The sequence below is a fragment of the Bdellovibrio sp. HCB288 genome (genome assembly GCF_047305935.1).
Taxonomy (GTDB): domain Bacteria; phylum Bdellovibrionota; class Bdellovibrionia; order Bdellovibrionales; family Bdellovibrionaceae; genus Bdellovibrio.
This window is the reverse complement of sequence record NZ_CP178619.1, coordinates 2,926,627-2,942,986: the sequence shown is the minus strand read 5'-3', so window position 1 is coordinate 2,942,986 and position 16,360 is coordinate 2,926,627. Positions and strand designations below refer to the sequence as shown.

General features: G+C 46.9%; 13 protein-coding genes. 6 read left to right on the top strand and 7 right to left on the bottom strand.

From position 1 onward, the window contains the following. Positions 1-116 precede the first annotated feature (116 nt). From ACLVWR_RS14380 to ACLVWR_RS14360, 5 genes are all read right to left on the bottom strand, one after another. Entirely contained in the window at positions 117-1,382 is a 1,266-nt protein-coding gene (locus ACLVWR_RS14380; protein WP_413581317.1) for an EF-hand domain-containing protein, read from the bottom strand. Positions 1,383-1,403: 21 nt separating this feature from the next. Beyond that, positions 1,404-2,411 (bottom strand): hypothetical protein, encoded by a 1,008-nt coding sequence (locus ACLVWR_RS14375; protein ID WP_413581316.1) that lies wholly within the window; start codon positions 2,409-2,411, stop codon positions 1,404-1,406. Further along, the gene (locus tag ACLVWR_RS14370) at positions 2,408-2,866 is read right to left on the bottom strand and encodes a type IV pilus modification PilV family protein (RefSeq protein ID WP_413581315.1); all 459 of its coding nucleotides are present in this window, start codon (positions 2,864-2,866) and stop codon (positions 2,408-2,410) included. The genes ACLVWR_RS14375 and ACLVWR_RS14370 overlap by 4 nt, the downstream gene beginning before the upstream one ends. Then, positions 2,863-5,910 carry a hypothetical protein gene (locus tag ACLVWR_RS14365; protein WP_413581314.1) on the bottom strand — a complete coding sequence of 1,016 codons (3,048 nt, stop codon included), beginning with the start codon at positions 5,908-5,910 and terminating at the stop codon, positions 2,863-2,865. Before ACLVWR_RS14365 ends, ACLVWR_RS14370 begins: the two co-directional genes overlap by 4 nt. 157 nt (positions 5,911-6,067) lie before the next feature. Next, on the bottom strand, positions 6,068-6,913 hold the full coding sequence (locus tag ACLVWR_RS14360) for a cation diffusion facilitator family transporter (protein ID WP_413581313.1): 846 nt from the start codon (positions 6,911-6,913) through the stop codon (positions 6,068-6,070). A 27-nt stretch (positions 6,914-6,940) separates the two neighbouring features. Here ACLVWR_RS14360 and ACLVWR_RS14355 point away from each other — a divergent pair, with 27 nt between their 5' ends. Continuing rightward, positions 6,941-7,969, top strand: a complete 1,029-nt coding sequence (locus tag ACLVWR_RS14355; protein ID WP_413583508.1) for a COX15/CtaA family protein — start codon at positions 6,941-6,943, stop codon at positions 7,967-7,969. On the opposite strand, the gene ACLVWR_RS14350 is transcribed toward ACLVWR_RS14355, so the two are convergent. Then, the gene (locus ACLVWR_RS14350; protein WP_340599428.1) at positions 7,966-8,583 is read right to left on the bottom strand and encodes an LON peptidase substrate-binding domain-containing protein; all 618 of its coding nucleotides are present in this window, start codon (positions 8,581-8,583) and stop codon (positions 7,966-7,968) included. The genes ACLVWR_RS14355 and ACLVWR_RS14350 overlap by 4 nt on opposite strands. A gap of 57 nt (positions 8,584-8,640) precedes the next feature. On the opposite strand from ACLVWR_RS14350, the gene ACLVWR_RS14345 reads away from it, so the two are divergent. Then, positions 8,641-9,051: a thiol-disulfide oxidoreductase DCC family protein gene (locus tag ACLVWR_RS14345; RefSeq protein ID WP_340599429.1), complete on the top strand. Its 411-nt coding sequence runs from the start codon at positions 8,641-8,643 to the stop codon at positions 9,049-9,051. Here ACLVWR_RS14345 and ACLVWR_RS14340 read toward each other — a convergent pair. Continuing rightward, a complete protein-coding gene (locus ACLVWR_RS14340) occupies positions 9,036-9,449 on the bottom strand; it encodes a (deoxy)nucleoside triphosphate pyrophosphohydrolase (RefSeq protein ID WP_413581312.1) in 414 nt (137 codons plus the stop codon). The genes ACLVWR_RS14345 and ACLVWR_RS14340 overlap by 16 nt on opposite strands. A gap of 81 nt (positions 9,450-9,530) precedes the next feature. On the opposite strand from ACLVWR_RS14340, the gene ACLVWR_RS14335 reads away from it, so the two are divergent. From ACLVWR_RS14335 to ACLVWR_RS14320, 4 genes are all read left to right on the top strand, one after another. Then, on the top strand, positions 9,531-11,138 hold the full coding sequence (locus tag ACLVWR_RS14335) for a Na/Pi cotransporter family protein (protein WP_413581311.1): 1,608 nt from the start codon (positions 9,531-9,533) through the stop codon (positions 11,136-11,138). Next, positions 11,138-11,476 carry a DMT family protein gene (locus ACLVWR_RS14330; protein WP_340599432.1) on the top strand — a complete coding sequence of 113 codons (339 nt, stop codon included), beginning with the start codon at positions 11,138-11,140 and terminating at the stop codon, positions 11,474-11,476. Before ACLVWR_RS14335 ends, ACLVWR_RS14330 begins: the two co-directional genes overlap by 1 nt. 87 nt (positions 11,477-11,563) lie before the next feature. Continuing rightward, positions 11,564-13,159 carry a hypothetical protein gene (locus ACLVWR_RS14325; protein WP_413581310.1) on the top strand — a complete coding sequence of 532 codons (1,596 nt, stop codon included), beginning with the start codon at positions 11,564-11,566 and terminating at the stop codon, positions 13,157-13,159. 114 nt (positions 13,160-13,273) lie between these two features. Then, positions 13,274-16,351 carry a DUF3857 domain-containing protein gene (locus ACLVWR_RS14320; protein ID WP_413581309.1) on the top strand — a complete coding sequence of 1,026 codons (3,078 nt, stop codon included), beginning with the start codon at positions 13,274-13,276 and terminating at the stop codon, positions 16,349-16,351. The last annotated feature ends 9 nt before the right edge of the window (positions 16,352-16,360 follow it).

Below are 16,360 nucleotides of genomic sequence, written 5' to 3'. Positions count from 1 at the left end.
TAAGTAATTAGCGTGTGATACTACTTAAAGTTCGATTTCGGACCGCTACTTTGTATCATTCCGAATCATAGTGAAGTGTTACCAAAGAATTCCTATGGATTCACGCAAACTTAATGCTATTTACCTCCGGCTAGATTTGTTTGAATGTACGGAGCAAACCAAATGTCATAGACATTGCCTTTTCGGGTTTTCCCTTTCGCATCGGTGTACCAGAATTTGGATCGTTCACGAATCTCTGCGTTCTTTCCGCGGTTTTCAAAAAACTGCGTGTAGTTGAGTGAAATCTTATTCAATTTGAGACTCGCTTTTTTCATCTCACTGGACTGCGAAACCCCATCGCCGTTTTTATCATTCCACAAGACCAGGCGTTTAAAGTCCTGATCCCTGGAATCAATAACGCCGTCTTTGTTGGTGTCGAGTTTTTTCAACGCTTCAAAACCATTTACGTCAGAGTTATTATCTCCGAACAATTCATCTTTTTTATCAATACTCCCATTCTTGTCCCGATCCAGAGCCAGAAAAAATCCAGGGCTATTCGCTCTGGGCCAATAGACTTTTCCGCCTGGATTCAAAGGAAAATCAGAGACATTGTCAAAGATCGGAAGCTTATCATCAAAGAACACCATCAAAGGTGACCAGAAGCCACCGCAAAATCCAGTCTCTCCAGGATAGCTGATAAAGACCTCAACTATAGAACGGTCAGGCGAAACATTGAAACCACCAATTGTCGCACTCACCAAACCATCTTGACCCATGAATTCACCACAGCCATAGGTTGGCATTTTTGCCGACCACCCGTAGTCACCAAATACCGGGCCGGTGTTGCAATCAATGATCTCCTGTTCAAAAGACATTGTGCCAAGCCCAACCGTTTCTTTGCTAATTGAAATACCGCCAGAGTTATCAACCGTCACATTCGTTGGAATTTTAGTTTTAAATTCCAGAATATTTCCGTAAATGGCAGCTGTGCCTCCTGCCGGAATCATTTTTACTTTCGATGAACTGATGTTTCCGACTTGGCCACTACCCACCGTGCCAGTTCCTTCACGAGTCACAATGACAGAGGGAAATTCGGCACCAATATTATAGATTTTGGTTCCAACCAGAATATTAATGTCTGCCGTGACCAGAGAGCTTTTAGCAAGAGGATTCGTCACTGCCCGTAAGTTGGTTGGAAAGCAGGAGTTTATCAGACGAACTGTCATCGTATCTTTGCCGGATCGTGTGACCGTCCCTGATGCCGGCGCACTGGAAATAGCTTCACCTGCATTGACTGAATTCACTGACATCGGCACTTCAGTACTATTCGAGAGTACGTTTTGATCAGCGTACACGCTAAATGTCGGCAGCAAGACCGCTAACGATAAAACAGCTGCTTTCATGTATTCCCCTCCTAGCGACCACTATTTCTTTTCTGCTTTATAAATTTTAAAGTAAATCATTCGCTTTATGACTGAATCACGGCGCAGAATCATTCGGTCCACACCATCAGCAAGCAACGTCTTGCCTTCCCACTTACCATTAAAATACTCGGCGGAATATAAATTCAAAGGCTGGACTTTGTAGTCAGCAGCGTTTTTCTTGGTGTCCGGCTCCACATAGTACTTTACGAGTTTCACTACGCGGGCGCGCACAATAGTCTGACCACCACCCACAGCAGGGAGTGCTCTTAGGAACACATCAAGGTTCGCAATTTCTGCGCCATTTGACGGTTGAGTCATTTTAAAAATGCCTTCCGCATCACCGGTGATATTCTGCAATTTATCCCCTGATTGCGGGTTGATTGAGCCCATATAATACGGACTGCGTGGTGGAATCAATCGATCGACGACACCGTTCACAACCGGACGAATTCGATTTGGTGTATCGAAAAACAAAATATTTCCTTCGCGCCAAAATCCAGGCCGCCCCCCACTTTCTTCATTGGAGATCCATTGACGACTTTTACCGGGACTGAAAGTCAACGATGCGGGTTTATTGGGATCCCCTGGATCCGCACCAACATCGTACGCCCATACCGGATCAAAATTCAGCATTGCTCCCGAAGCAAAATCCTGAGTCAATGCATAGAATACTTTGTTGGCTTTACTCAGATTCAAAGTGAAATCGCGATCCGCTCGTTTCTTTAAAACATTTGTGGTCAGATCAGGATAGAAATCATAAAAGTTATTTCCATAGTCGTCTTCAACTTCAATGTTATTATATGAAACATCGATTCCGTTCAGATTCTTAAAGATAATTCTTTCCGCCAGGTTTTGGTCAATGGAATCATCCAGCTGTCTTGTTAATTCAGTTTGCTCTTTCGCCATTTGAACTTGAACCGCGACCACGGTTAAAACAACAAATGCCGAAAGGCCCAGACCCACGACAAGTTCAACAAGAGTGATACCTTTTTGATTGTGAATCATCATTTTGCACTCACCACGAAAGTATAGTCCCGAAACTTCTCCGGCGCCCAACTGCTGTGGGTCATTCTTAAGGTGACTAAATAAAGACCGCGATAGATTTCATAGGGCTGAATAATGTATCCGTAACTACCGCGACACTTATCGCAATTCCCTCTCTCGGCCACCATTCCCACATCCCAAAGCATGGGCAAATTTTCCGGTGGAAGAAAATCATCGATCTTAGCCTGTTCGTAATTGAAATTAACCTGATAGTCCTGAACACCCGCTTTGATATTTTCCGCTATATCGGAAACCTGACGATCCGTCGCGGAAGACATTAAGCTTGCTTTGGAGGTATTTCGCAATGAGACCATTCCACCCGCGAAAGTAAGACCAATCACAGAGATCAACCCTAAAGCCACAAGTGCTTCAACTATAGTTTGCCCTTGAATGTTGCCAAAAATATTCTTCTTAATCATAGTCCTTGTCCTTCGCGGGCTTGCTCGATCACGAAATAGTGGTAAAGGCGTCGTTTACAATTCGGCACCGTTTGCGTGGCGCCGACGGGAATACCACAATCCGGATCAACGGCCGTCCACTGAAATGGATTGGCCCGAGCTCGCAGACTGATCACGTTGCACGACATACGATCTGCGGTTTCTTGAATGGAGGGCATCGGATGCCAAATCGGCGAAGGCAGCTGATCGCATTTTTTAAGATTTCCAGGATCCGACAACGGATACAAAACACCACGGTCGCGCAGTTCCTGTGTGGCTTGTGGATAGTAGATGCTACTCCAAGTGATCCCTGTACGAATTGCCTGTTCATCAATCTTCAGGGATTTTGCAATAATAAAGGTCCCCACGATGCGCAGTGGTTTTGTACGACCGCCCATGATCGTTAAGTTTTCACACGTATAAAATCCTGAAACAAAACTTGAACCCGGTTTAATCACACAGTTCTTAATGATCGATTTGACATAGAAGTCCTCATCATCAGAATCCCAGATTCTGTCGGCCGCTGCGTATTCAACCTTGGCAGTCGTTGTGACATCACCGGCAAAATTCCAGGAATTTCTGGTTGAGGCCGAAAAGCTTGCCCCCCAGTTGGCGGCGCCAAAAGATTGAGAATTGATCATGTTGTAGTACTCTTCGCACTTGGCGGCCAGATCGGCACTCTCCTCGTCATCTGTTCCCGTTCCAACGCCTGCAGTGGTGGTAAGCACTGTGGGTCGTGTTATTTCACCCGAAGAACTGATTCCGAAATTCAAATAACCCTGCAAGTGATCCGCAGGAGTCGATGCGCGAATAGGTTTACTGTTAAAGTAAGTACCATCGTAGGCTTTGAACTTAACCGACAGCACATTGATTCTATTTCCATGGGAGTCTATCAGATTCTGACCATTTTTAATGGTTACCTGCAGATCAACCCGATCTTTATAGGTTTTTCCAGTCCAACTTTTTGCGTTGTCCATGTCGACTTTAATTTCCGGCTGATTCTCCTTGATCTCTTTATAACGATCCACTGCCTTCTGGGCACTCTGCACATCAGACTCAGCCTCGCTCTTGGCTTTAGCACTGGCCTTGCCCTCTTCGTCTTCTTTTTTGGCAATATCAGAAATCAGTTTATTCAATTCGTTTTTCAAAAGTTGTATTTTATCTTCCAGCTCCTGAATTTTTACCGGATCCTGATAAGGTGAATCGGCTGCAGGAGTTGGCAACACTGTTGGAGAGGGTGAGGGTGACACTGTTGGCGAAGGCGATGCCTGCGGCGTTCCCGTCGGTGATGGTGAAGCTGTCGGATCTGGTGAAACCGTGGGAGAGACTGTTGGTGAAGGTGACGGAGTTGCCACAACCACGGGCTGAACGGTTTTTTCCTTCTCAAGCTTTAACGCATCTTCAGCATTTTTTAGCTCTATTTCCTTGGCCGCTTTTTTGTTTTTTAAATCTGTCAGAGCTGCGCTGGGCTGTCCTGCAGAATCGACAATCTTTTTATAGTCATCCTGGGCCTTGCTTAACGCTGACGCGAGATTTGATTCAAGTGCAGGATTCAGAGTTGGCAACTTCACTGTTATAAAAGCATCGCGAACCAAATCCACAATGACTTTTTTATTTTCAGCATCTTGACCGTAAGTGACTTCAATAGAAGCAATGGCACCCGTTTCTTTACCTTTATTATCAACAGCCACACTTCCTGAACTCCAATCACCGTTCGTCACGTAACCAGGCAAAGGATTTTTCTGGGCATAAAACGTGTTATAGTTAGTCAGAGTCAGGCGATAGTTTGTGTAATAGCCGTCTTCATCAGGTGGATCTTTATCCTCATTCTTTTTTGTCGCCTTTAAGTCAGAGGCTTCCATGAATTCGAATTTGGTACTTTTTTGATTTAAATCCGCGCAAAGCTTATTCAAATCAAACTCATCACCATTGGACCCGCTCGAACGACCCGACAACACATCCAGTCCCAAGTCGCGCATCCCATCGTTCTCAATGCCCTTTAAGAATCCTCCGAATACGCGGGAGTCCGACCAATAGCGATCGGCCACCCCACCCTGTGTGACGGGTGCATACTGAGTATCATCGGGCCTAAGAATCCAGCCATTACCCATATACACCCGGTCTGCGAAGGTCACACCCGCGTAAGCAGATTTCCCCTGAGCCCCACCATCATTCGGCAGGTTAATATTACCATTAACAAAAACGGGACTGGTGAAAACCAATCCCTGACTTTCACCCAGAGCACCTTTGCTGTTAAATTTATGAAAGTACACGGCACCTTTATCATCTGCAGGTGGCGTCTCGTTCCACTCCTTATCCATGCGCAAATTACCGGGCAACACCAAGGCAAAGGAACCTATTTCACGAGGATAAACCGCCAACTGAGAACGCACCGTAAGTGGAGCCCGCCCGACTTGAATCACATTCCCTGCATTGTCCAAAAGAGACACTTGCGCTTGAATATAGACTTCTCGTCCAGCTTTAGGGAGATAGCCCGCATTCGATGGACGAGTCAGCAGCACGCTCATGGATGATACCGGCACCACCGTATTCGTGATTTCATTAAGGACATTTTTCAGAGAGTTGACCACCGGAAACAAAGGATGTGCTGAGGACACCGGGAACTTCAGCGACAATTCAATTTTATCCAAACGCAGCTTCTCGAGATCCGGGTCATGAGGACCAATATTGGTACCCGCGATCGCCATCGCCTGCAACGACTGCAACTGTTCATCCGACATCACCAGACGCTCGACATTCCCGGCATGTTTCCAGTCACAACTGGTGGTGTTTTGCAAAAGCGTGACATTTTCAAAGCAATATTTTTGGCGGATACCAAAGACCACGTAATCCAAGGCACTGTTGACAGCGAACTTCAGGTTCACCGTATTCTTGGTCTTAACCACTTGCTTGCGCTGTCCAATGACGTATGTTGAAAGGTAATAGAAGCTGATGCTCATCACCACCATCGCGGCGAGAACCAGCAATATCGCATTGCCTTTATTATTTGGATTTTTATTAAACATACCAGTGGCCCCTATATGTGAGTACTTATCGGGGCTGGTATCAAAAAGTTATATAGAGCAACTGTGGGTATCCAAGCTGTTTTGCAAATTATATTTGGGGTACACCATCAGTTCGTAAGGAGTTTCACTGAATTGTGGAAGAAAGAAACAGTTCCACTTAGGAGTGCTGCGGATCCAGACAGGAAACACCCTGTATTTCAGTCTCGACAGTCGCTTCGATGATGCCAAAGGCTTTCATTCTTTTTTTGATTTCGTTTTTAACCGCCTGCATCTCAAACAAAGTGGCTTCTTCCTTTAGCACCACATGGCCGGTGAATACGTGATTTTCACCATCCAATGACCACAAGTGAGCATGATGCACATCCACCACGTTTTCGATTTTCTTGATCTCTTCAACGACCGCTTCAACCGAAGATCCTGAAGGTGATGCCATCAAAAATACTTTTGTCGCCTCACGCAGATTTTTAAAGACGTTAAACAAGATCCACAGGGACAAAGCAATCGCCAATCCCGCATCCACTTGTGGCAGATCCCAGAACTTCATCACCAGGGCGCCAATCAACACCAGCACCCACCCCATCACATCTTCAATCATGTGCCACATCAGCATGCGCTCGTTCAATGAAGTCCCTTTGGAAACTCGCAAAGCGGCGATGCCGTTGATGGTCACGCCCAACAACGCTAGCAATAACATTCCATTGGCATGGGGTTGCTGCGGATTGATCAAACGAGGAACGGCCTCCACCAAAATGAAAACAGAGCCCACGATCAAAATCATTCCGGTGATCACCGCCCCCAAAACTGAGAAACGTCGGTAGCCGTAGGAAAAATTCTGATCACTGGATTTGTGAGAAAGTTTCTCCATGAAAATCGCAATAATCATAGCCAGCGCATCACCGAAATCATGAAGAGCATCACTCATGATTGCGACGGAGTTTGTCAGATAGCCGCCCACCAGTTCCACCAGGGCAAAGCCCAGGTTCAGAACAAAGGCAAACCGCATGCGCCCTATGACTCCACCGTGGCTGTGATGATGGTGATGACCGTGACTATGACTGTGATGATGATGGTGTCCGTTACTCATGCTGTCCATTACAGCCGTTTATTGACCGAGTTTCAAGCTCATGATAGCCCTTTGCACATGATGACACGCGCTCAATACAAGAAATTTGCATTTGGACTTTTGATTTACACAATCCTGGTCATTTTATGGGGTGCGTGGGTGCGAATTTCCCACTCAGGAGACGGCTGCGGCGACACTTGGCCACTGTGCAACGGCCAACTGATTCCTGAAGCGCAACGCGGTAAAACATGGGTGGAGTATGGACATCGCCTGATGTCAGGAATCTACGGCTTTGTCGTGATTTATTTTTACTGGGCGGCTCGCAAAGTCTATCCCGTGGGTCACTTCGCCCGCAAAGCCGCACTGGCGACATTGGTGTTCATGATCACAGAAGCCCTGCTTGGTGCAAAACTTGTATTGTTTGGTCTGGTTACAACCAACGACACTCCTTATCGCGCCTTCATCATGGCTCTGCATCAGATCAATTCGTTCATTCTAACCGGCTCCGTGGCATTGGCATTTGCTGCCGCAACATTGAGCGACACCACGCCGGCTCCCATGCCGGGCTATCGTAAATTTAAATATCTCCCGTTGATCATTGTGCTCTTGGGTATCACCGGAGCCTGGGCTTCACTCTCAAACTCTTTGTTTCCAACTGATAATTTGTTTGAAGGCTTTATGGCTGACCTCTCCACCGATTCTCACTTCCTGGTGCGCCTGCGCGGCCTGCATCCTTTGTTAGCCGTTCTTGGTGCCGGCAGTCTGGCACTGTTTTTCTGGCTGAAGTCCCAATCCGCGTCGCACCCTTTGGTGCAAAAAAAATCCGCTCAGATGAGCGGTATCCTGATCCTGGGAATTTTATTTGGAATTGGGACTTTGGTATTTCATGCCCCGACGTGGATGAAAGTCACTCACCTGTGTCTGGCCCATGTTATCTGGGTGACCTTGCTGCAATGGGTGTTTTTTATGCGAAACGCCGGCAAGGCTCCGGCTTAAGTAGTCAGCTCATTGGATTCGGTGAGACGGTGGAGAAAATCCACCTTCTCGTTGATGTCGTTAATTTCCAGCACCATCTGCTGCAGATCATAGTCTCTGACCATATAAGAAGCAAAAGACCCCACGACTTCTTCGGGCAAATTCATATTTCTTAAAAACATGTCGCGCTGTGCGGGATCTGGAATATGGGTGTGAATCCAGCGTATCAGAACTTTATGCAGCCCCTGAAGGCGCACCAAATGCTGTGGATCCACCAAAGTTTGCTCGGGTATAATATCGGCCTCACAAACAATGTAGGGCGTCTTGTGGTCAACTGTATGTTTCAAACGTAACTTGCCTTGCCCCTGCAAAAAGACCAGAAGAGTTCCGTTCACTCGCTCTTCGATAATCTGAGCATAGCCGTAGCCTGCGATTTCACGCACGAACGGCACGGGCTCACCCGGAGACACCGGCCCCACTTTGGAAGGGTCTTCAATAAAGCCCATGGCAATAGGCTTATTGTGAGCTACGGCGTTCTTCACCATAGTCAAATAGCGAGGTTCAAAGATATTCAGGGGCTTTGTTGTATGTGGAAACAATGTCACGTTGACTAACGGAAACAGAAATACTTCCATAGCTAAGGACCCCCACAGCTTGTTTATGTATTATAATGATTGTAACCTAGGATTGCTATGGAAAATGTCGATGCTAAAATGAGAAATGTGGTCTTTTTCGATGGAGTCTGCCACCTTTGTAATGGCTTTGTCGACGCCGTGATCTCTCGCGATCCGAATCATTATTTTTTATTTGCCCCACTTCAAGGCACCACTGCAGAAAGTCTTTTGCCAGCCCAGGACCGTGAGTCTCTGGACACTGTGGTTTACTACGAGTCAGGTCGCATTTACCATCGTTCTGCAGCTGTACTTAAAATTCTTTCTGGACTGGGTGGCGTCTACAATGTGTCTCGACTGGGTTGGATCATTCCAGGATTTATTCGGGACTCACTTTATAAAATGGTTGCAAAAAACCGCTATACTTGGTTCGGTCACCGCGACTTTTGCCGCCTGCCGACAGCTCAGGAACGAAGCTATTTACTGCCTTGAAGCACCTTTACAAAAGGACGATCCGCCGCCGACAAGTCCTCGGTCACAATCTCCGCGGCTTTCAACCATTTCAATGCATCATGCTCACTTAACGTGAGCTGACTATCGGTGGTCGTTGCCTCATAGACTCTTAAGCGAATGGTCTTGGAGGGATAGTCAAAATCCAACTCCCCGACCAAGTCACCCACGGAGATCTGAATCCCCAGCTCCTCATCAATCTCCCGTCGCAAAGCCTGCTCCGGAGATTCACCCGGCTCCACTTTACCTCCGGGGAACTCCCAAAAGCCCGCACCGCTTTGACCGGGCCCTCGACGCACCAGCAAAATGCGCATTTCCGAGTCATCCTTTTTGCGAATGACCGCCGCCACAACCAAAACCGGCTTTTTAAGATCTGCCATGAAACTCTCCTCCGAGGTGGACTCAGCATAAATCAGAATTCGCCCTTCCTTAAACGAAAAATGGTGCTATGATGAATCTTTATGATTGATACACAGAATTCCTATTTCATCATCTTGATCAGCGGCGTGGCTTTGTTCCTGTACGGCATGAGCTTGACCAGTTCTTCCCTTGAAAAACTGATGGCCGGTAAAATCACCCATCTTCTGAATCACCTTTCGCAAAACAAGCTGCTTTCCATTTTAACGGGCGTGGGGCTTACAACTCTGATGCAAAGTTCAGGAGCGGCGACTTCGATGCTGGTAGGCCTCGGCTCTGCCCGTGTTATCAATCTTCGCCAAGTGATGGGTGTGATCATCGGAACTGCGATCGGTACAACGATCACGGTTCAACTGATCTCGTTTGACCTGACCCAATATGCGCTGCCTTTGTTTGCTATTTCTTTTGCGTTTTATTTTAAATCCAAAAAGACCGTATTCAAAAACCTATCCCTGGTCATGATGGGCTTTGGCTTGTTGTTCCTGGGACTGAAACTGGTTTCCACATCTTCACATCACTTTGCCGAAAACCCGATGTTGACGGAGTTCTTTCAAAGTGTCCGTGATAATCCTGGATACTCTTTGCTGATTTCCATCGTCTTTTGCGCTTTTGTACAAAGTTCGGCGATCACCATTGGTCTGGCGATGAGTTTGGCAGCAGTTAAAGCGATCACTTTTTACGATGCCATGATCTGGGTATACGGTGCCAACATTGGAACGACTTCGGTGGCCTTGATCTCGGCCGCTGGTGGAAATTACATCGGACGCCAAGTGGCCTGGGCGCATTTCTTCTATAAAACCATCAGTGTTGTGATCTTCTATCCATTCACGCAGATATTCATCGACTTCCTGATGACCTTTGATACGACGGTGGCGCGATCCATCGCCAATGCCCATTTAATTTTCAATGTCATTTCTGCCATCATCTTCTATCCATTCATCGATAAAGGTGCCCAGTGGATTGAAAAGATGTTCCCGAAGGCGGCTTCCGAGGAGTTTGGCACCGAGTTCGTGAACATGAACAATTACCAAAGCTCCGCCCTAGCGGTGTCCTACGCAAATCGCGAAATCATGCGCACGGCCGACATCGTACTGGGTATGATCAAGGACTCCATCAAACTCTTTGAAACCAATGATCCCAAAGTCTTTGATTCCATCAAGGATCGCGATAACAAGGTGGACTTCCTGTACCGCGAAACCAAAATGTTCCTTTTGGATCATGCCAATAAATCCAGCACAGTCGTACATCAAAATATCATGAACATGATCATGTTCCTGTCTGATGCGGAACGTGCGGCGGATGCCATCGACATCAACATCCTGGCGTTGGCGATCAAAAAGAACGCCTTGAAGCTTGAGTTCTCCGGCGAAGGCTGGGCCGAGATTCGCGAGATGCACGAGCAAGTGGTGAAGGTTTCTGCCATGGCTATCAATGCCTATCAAAACCGTGAGCTTTGCGAAGAGGCCATTCAACTGAAACGGGATCTCGCGAAATTGGAAATCTCCCTCAGAGAGAATCACATTAGTCGCTTGAACCGTGGTTTAAATACGTCCATCAACACCAGCTCCATCCATTTGGATTTGCTGAGTGAGTACCGCCGCATTGCCAGCTTGCTGTGCAATCACGCCTACAACCAAAGGACTCATAAATAATGCTTCAGTATGTAAGCCCTCTCGTGCTGCTATTGATCTCAAATGTCTTTATGACCTTTGCTTGGTACGGACATTTAAAAAACTTCAAAAGCTCAGCACTGTGGATTGTGATCCTGGGAAGCTGGGCCATTGCATTGTTTGAGTACATCTTTCAAGTGCCCGCGAATCGCCTGGGCTCTGAAGTCTACACACTGCCACAGCTTAAGATCATTCAGGAAGTCATCACCATGGTGGTCTTTGCCGGGTTTTCTTATTGGTATATGGGACAGCCTTTAAAGCTGGATTACCTGTGGGCCTCCCTGTGCCTGGTCGGCGCGGTCTACTTTCTATTCAGATAAGCTACGCGCGGGTGGATAAAAAATCCCACATCGGGACAGTGGTCCAGTCATCTGGTTTTTAGTCTCATTCCAATATACAATAGTAATATGAAGTTCATCCTGATTTTGGAAGACGACGAGAGAACCAGTCAGGATCTATATGACAGCCTAAAAAGTATAGATCCTCAGCTCTCTATTCGCTTTTTCAAGGATCTGGCTTCATTTCATGAATTCCTTAAGATCGCGATGGTTGAGGGCCCAAAAGCCCTGGCAAACGCTGGCCACAAACACCCCTCTGACCTCTCTGACACTCCAGAACCCACAGTCGCAGACGAACTGCGTCTGGTAATTGCCAAGAACGAATTCCTGGGCACCCAAAACATGGGATTGGTACGCAGAGCCCGCGACTTCTTTATTCGCAAAAAAATGTGCTCAGAACACGAACCCACGGCCCTGATCCTGACCGCCTTCGATAATCCCGATTTTGATATCAAATTGGCCGAGGAGCGCATCATCAATAACGTGCTCTACAAGCCCTTTGATAAATTGATCGTCAAAGAGCATCTGCAATACGCCCTCACCGGACATCATCCTGTGACCAGCACAACACTGACGGCGGCGAAAATTTCAGCCACTATTGAGATGCTTAAGGACATTCAGTTTCAATCCCTGTCTGAAATCGGCTTCACCAGTCTGAATAATCACGAAATTAAGATTGGCGCGATCACCAAGTACTACAGTGATTCATTCTCATCAGACAGCAAGAAAAGTATTATCGCGGTCTGTGTGGCCTGCAAGGAGATATCCATTAAGGAATTTCTTTGCACATTCCAATTCGTCGCCGCCGATCCTGCGCAAATCACAAAGATCCGCCGCGACATCATCCAGAACAAAGAGCACAAAACCATTGAACTGCAGACGCCCAAAGGCAACACAAAAACCAGCATCATCCTTTTGAATGACGATGAGACTTTGGATATTGAATTCAAAACCATGCTGAATCAACGCTTCCAGAATGTGGAGGTCTTCAGCTATAAAAGCCAGGGACAACTGCTTTCAGACCTGCAGGATCTGGACAGCAAAGATCGCCAGAATCCCGCAATCAATCCAGACCTTGTCATCGTGAATTATCACATGCTGGATGTTGAAAAGGAAAAAACCTGGCAGTCCCTGGTTGAAAAGATGCAGGCCCGGGGCAAAAAACACAGTGTGGAGTGGAAAGGCACTCCGCAGTTGATCATTCTTTCCAGAACCAAGATCGCTCCGCCGGAGGTTATGGACATGAGCCACTGGTGCAAAGACATTTTCTTTGCACCGCTGGATAAACCTTATATCGCTAAAAAACTAATCACGAATTTCGCGATCACCACGGTTGAACCCACGTCCTTACCCTATATCAAAGGTGTCATCCCTGCCAAGGTTGCAAACCCCGTAGAGATCACGCAGATTTCCGAGGCCGGACTTGTGATGAAGTATCACCGCGCCATTTCCACCGGGGCCTTCCGCGAATTTATCTTGTGGCGGGTGCAGGAACACCAGACGCCTGAAATCATCGCGACCGTGAATTACTCCGAGGAAAACAAAGCATCTGAGGGGTATTTAAACCACTTCGTGTTCTTTGGAATGAAAGACGGATTTTTAAAACACATCCGACTTTGGTTAGTGGATGCCCACATCAAATCGAAGGAAAAAGACTCCGCCTAATCAGGCTGTGCAGTCCTGTATCATTCAGAGACATTCTGATTTCGCCTGACTCACCATTAGTCAGTCTAAACAATAATGAATCAAGTTTCGGCGAAATAATCCGAAAAATTATTCATGAAAACAACTTTGATTTCAATAACATCTCTTCTTTTGATGACTGCTTCATTGACTGCCCACGCAGATTGGATGAGCGAGCAGGAAGCGAATTTCACCATCATCAATTCAACAGACACAGTCACTGTGGATAAGAATGGACTTTCAGAAAGCGTGATGGAATCAGAGCTGCAAGTACTTAACGAAAAAGGTCGTAACGAGCTGGTGTTGCAGACCATTCCTTTTGTTCCTGATGCCGCCACTGTTACTTTTATCAAAGCCTCCACACTGACTGAGGGTGTGGAATCCCAGGTGAATGCCAAAGACGTTACGATTCGTGCCGCCAAAGGACCCGTTCAGGGCCTCAGCCATTTGCGCGAGATGGTAATACCATTTAACAATCTGAAAATCGGCTCCGTCACCAAATACTCAGTTAAAATCAAATACAAAAAAAATGTTCATACGGGACTGTTTAATCAATCCTATGTGATCGGACTTCACGCTCCGGAAAAAGCCGGCAAGGCCAAAATCAAATCCCTTCTTCCCTTGTATTGGCACGTGAACGATCCGTGGAATGTACTCACGAAAAAAGAAAGCCGCGAAGGCGAATACTACGTATTTGAGTTTGAACAGGTTAAACCCCTCTTCAAGGTACCCAAAGAACCCCTGGCAATTTTAAACAGGGATCTGGTTTCGCGCGTGGACATCTCAACCATGAATGACTGGAATAACTTTGTCGCTCCGCTGGCAAAAAAGTACGAAGCCATTCTGGCGGTTAAATCCCTGCCCGCGCCATTTACCCGCATCGTGACCAAAGCAAAAAAAGGCAAAACAACGGCAGAGAAGATCGACATCGTCACTTCTGAGTTATCGAATATCATGACTTATTCCGGCAACTGGACAAGCCTTGAAAAAATGGTGATAGCCCAGCCGTTAAAAGATATCTCCAGAACCAAAACCGGCGATTGTAAGGACTTTTCCCTGGCGACAACAGCAATGTTAAGAGCCTTGGGGATCGACGCCAGGGTCGCTCTTGTTCGCAGAACTTCCATCCAGGAAGCAAGCCGCATCACCATGGATGCGACCGCTCCGAATCTGGTTATGGCCGAGCGCTTTAATCACGCGATTGTGAAAGTGACTGAAGGTGACAAGATTTACTGGGTGGATCCAACGAATATCGTCAGCAACTCTGACTTTGTTTTCTCTGATATCGCAGGCTCCAAGGCATTGGAAGTAAGCCTTGCCGCAAAGGACCTAGAAACTGTTCCTCACCCCACTGCTGCACAATCCCGCCTGACTTTTGATAAGACCATCAAAATCAACATGGACCGCAGCAGCGACACCATCACAAACTTTGAGGCTCTGGGCGACTATGCCAAATATATCTCCGAAGCTTCTTTTGCAACAAGCGAAGACTCAGCCAAGAAAACATTGATGACTTATCTTCGTAACGACAGCAAAAATGCCAAAGGTATCTACGAAGGAATTAACTTCCGCAATCGTATTGCCAGCTCCATCACGGGCACACAAAAAACCATCGGCGAGGAAATCGTCAAATGGGAAGATCAAAAACTTCTCTTGAACCTGGGCTTCCCCTTATCCGCTTTGACGCCAATGGCTCTGAATGGCTATCGTGTCACCCCGGCCACTTTGATTGGAAGATTTTCTGAATCCACTGTGACTCACATCACGGGCTATGACTTTGTCGGCTATGAGCTGGGCTGCAATATTTTGACCCCATGGTATAAAATCACCCGCGACTTCATCAAAGAAGACAAAGGTTTTAAAGTCGTCGACGAAGTCACCTTTGAACAGGTGCAGGTCTCTGCAGATGATCTGAATTCAGAAAAATTCCAATACATGCTGGGCTCGTTGGCTGACTGTATGGAAAGCAGTATTGTGAAAATAACGCCGCTGGCGCCGGCCGAGACCCTGCAAGGTCGTCTTGATAAATACACAGTCCAAATAGCTGAAGACAAAATGGCTGTGGGTGGACCCAAATCCATTGATGGTGCCCGCGAGGCCTATCACATTGCCGGACAGATTTTATCAAAAGAACCTGAAAACAAAGAGGCTCTATTAATTCGCGCACGCGCAGTACGCCGAGTGAATTACTTTAACAATAGCATCGACAGTTCGGAATACCTGAACGAGTCCGCAAAAATTCTGGACGCCCTTGAAGTTCGCTACCCGCAAGACCCCAAAGTCCTGCAACAAAAAACCTGGGTGGCGGTTTATCGCAATGATAAAGAGAAAATCTCCGGGCTTTTCAACCAGGCGTACAAAACGTCTCAGAAGGACTATGAGTTGTACAAACTGGGTGGCCGCGTTTTGGAAGACATGAAACAAACCCAGGCTGCCATTGGCTCTTATACGAAGGCCTTCGAACTTGCTAAAAACCCAAGAGACAAAGCCACTGTGGCCGAGTCATTGGGCCACTTACTGATCACCAACAATCAAATTGAAAACGGCATCGGCTACTACAAGTACGCGATCAAAGCAGATCCCGGCAATGCCTGGCTTGCGGGTAATTTTGCATCTTTGATTCAGCATTATGGCCGCTGGGATGATGCCATCACCGTGGGCGAAGAAGTCGTAAAATCCAATCCTTATGGCATGGCCAAAACAACTCTTGCCAAAGCCTATGCAGGAAAAGCCAACACGATTATGGCCGCCCCCGTGAACAATCCTTTGGATCAGGCCAAGAACCTGGATGCCTCTGAAAAACTATATTCCAAAGGCCTTACCCACGTCCCGAACAACGAGGAATGTCTTTTGGGGCTTTCCAAAATTTATCACATCCGCGCTAATATTGATTTAAATCCAATGACGGCACAAAAATCCTTGCGCTATCTGGATAAGGCTTTGGAAAGTAAAAAGATCTCTGTGGAGCGCGTTGCGCACATGAAGAAAAATCTTTTGATGATTGCTGATGGAAAGAAACCCACTCCAAATAGCTCAGGCACCACTGAATTTGCAACCGAGGTGATACCATCTGAGAGTCCGATTGTGGTCACTGTCCCACCGAACCAAAGAGTCCCTGCAGCTGCACCGCAAACCCCACCACCCGTGGTGGCGCCAGCAGCAGCCGCCAAATAGTTACGCAGG

What these genes read in the sequence shown, in the direction of transcription:
- ACLVWR_RS14380 (WP_413581317.1), bottom strand. Translation starts at nt 1,382, where the DNA reads ATGAAAGCAGCTGTTTTATCGTTAGCGGTCTTGCTGCCGACATTTAGC.
- ACLVWR_RS14375 (WP_413581316.1), bottom strand. Translation starts at nt 2,411, where the DNA reads ATGATGATTCACAATCAAAAAGGTATCACTCTTGTTGAACTTGTCGTG.
- ACLVWR_RS14370 (WP_413581315.1), bottom strand. Translation starts at nt 2,866, where the DNA reads ATGATTAAGAAGAATATTTTTGGCAACATTCAAGGGCAAACTATAGTT.
- ACLVWR_RS14365 (WP_413581314.1), bottom strand. Translation starts at nt 5,910, where the DNA reads ATGTTTAATAAAAATCCAAATAATAAAGGCAATGCGATATTGCTGGTT.
- ACLVWR_RS14360 (WP_413581313.1), bottom strand. Translation starts at nt 6,913, where the DNA reads ATGCGGTTTGCCTTTGTTCTGAACCTGGGCTTTGCCCTGGTGGAACTG.
- ACLVWR_RS14355 (WP_413583508.1), top strand. Translation starts at nt 6,941, where the DNA reads ATGATGGTGATGACCGTGACTATGACTGTGATGATGATGGTGTCCGTT.
- ACLVWR_RS14350 (WP_340599428.1), bottom strand. Translation starts at nt 8,583, where the DNA reads ATGGAAGTATTTCTGTTTCCGTTAGTCAACGTGACATTGTTTCCACAT.
- ACLVWR_RS14345 (WP_340599429.1), top strand. Translation starts at nt 8,641, where the DNA reads ATGGAAAATGTCGATGCTAAAATGAGAAATGTGGTCTTTTTCGATGGA.
- ACLVWR_RS14340 (WP_413581312.1), bottom strand. Translation starts at nt 9,449, where the DNA reads ATGGCAGATCTTAAAAAGCCGGTTTTGGTTGTGGCGGCGGTCATTCGC.
- ACLVWR_RS14335 (WP_413581311.1), top strand. Translation starts at nt 9,531, where the DNA reads ATGATTGATACACAGAATTCCTATTTCATCATCTTGATCAGCGGCGTG.
- ACLVWR_RS14330 (WP_340599432.1), top strand. Translation starts at nt 11,138, where the DNA reads ATGCTTCAGTATGTAAGCCCTCTCGTGCTGCTATTGATCTCAAATGTC.
- ACLVWR_RS14325 (WP_413581310.1), top strand. Translation starts at nt 11,564, where the DNA reads ATGAAGTTCATCCTGATTTTGGAAGACGACGAGAGAACCAGTCAGGAT.
- ACLVWR_RS14320 (WP_413581309.1), top strand. Translation starts at nt 13,274, where the DNA reads ATGAAAACAACTTTGATTTCAATAACATCTCTTCTTTTGATGACTGCT.